The organism is Stenotrophomonas sp. INTA L402-1, assembly GCF_059295135.1.
On record NZ_JCAFWP010000104.1, the window covers coordinates 1 to 850 of the forward strand.

Annotated in this window: 2 protein-coding genes; one reads left to right on the forward strand and one right to left on the reverse strand. The window is 51.3% G+C overall.

Annotated features, from left to right (window positions below):
- Nucleotides 1–202: zinc ribbon-containing protein (locus tag AC5O77_RS21710; RefSeq protein ID WP_494507165.1), on the reverse strand; the 202-nt coding region annotated here is incomplete at its 3' end.
- 234 nt (nt 203–436) lie between these two features.
- Between AC5O77_RS21710 and AC5O77_RS21715 the strand changes: the two genes are divergently transcribed.
- A partial coding sequence (locus tag AC5O77_RS21715) for a class I tRNA ligase family protein (protein WP_494507166.1) occupies nt 437–850 on the forward strand: 414 nt, incomplete at its 3' end.

Below are 850 nucleotides of genomic sequence, written 5' to 3' on the forward strand. Positions count from 1 at the left end.
CTTCATAGCTCATGGCGAACTCTTCCAGGTCACGTCTGACAGCTCGCGTCAGCTCATCGACCTCGGTTCGCGTTAACTCCCCTGTTTTTATTACGCGCTCGCGCGCCTGTTCCACCAGTGCGTCGATATCACGTTCGCCATTGCGCAGACGTTCGCTCAGTGACGCGACCAGTTCACAGTAATATTGAGCAACCTTGTGCATCGTTTCATCTCCCGGGTCGTTAACTGACTATAATAATAGACGTTCTTTGTTCCTTGCTTTGCTAATACGCCCACAAACTCTGTAAATTAATGTATGAATAATCCGGGTATCATTTCAACGTCGAGTGCGCGAAAGGCTGTTTTGACGCGGACGTTTGGGCTATGCTATGCGGATCTGAAAAACCACCTCAACGCTACATTTGTAGCCGTATTGAAAACAGGACCACTGGCTGCCATGCAAGAGCAATACCGCCCGGAAGAGATAGAATCCAAAGTACAGCTTCATTGGGATGAGAAGCGCACATTTGAAGTAACCGAAGACGAGAGCAAAGAGAAGTATTACTGCCTGTCTATGCTTCCCTATCCTTCTGGTCGACTACACATGGGCCACGTACGTAACTACACCATTGGTGACGTGATCGCCCGCTACCAGCGTATGCTGGGCAAAAACGTCCTGCAGCCGATCGGCTGGGACGCGTTTGGTCTGCCTGCGGAAGGCGCGGCGGTGAAACACAACACCGCACCGGCACCGTGGACGTACGACAACATCGCGTACATGAAAAACCAGCTCAAAATGCTGGGCTTTGGTTATGACTGGAGCCGCGAGCTGGCAACCTGTACACCGGAATACTACCGTTGGGAACAGAAA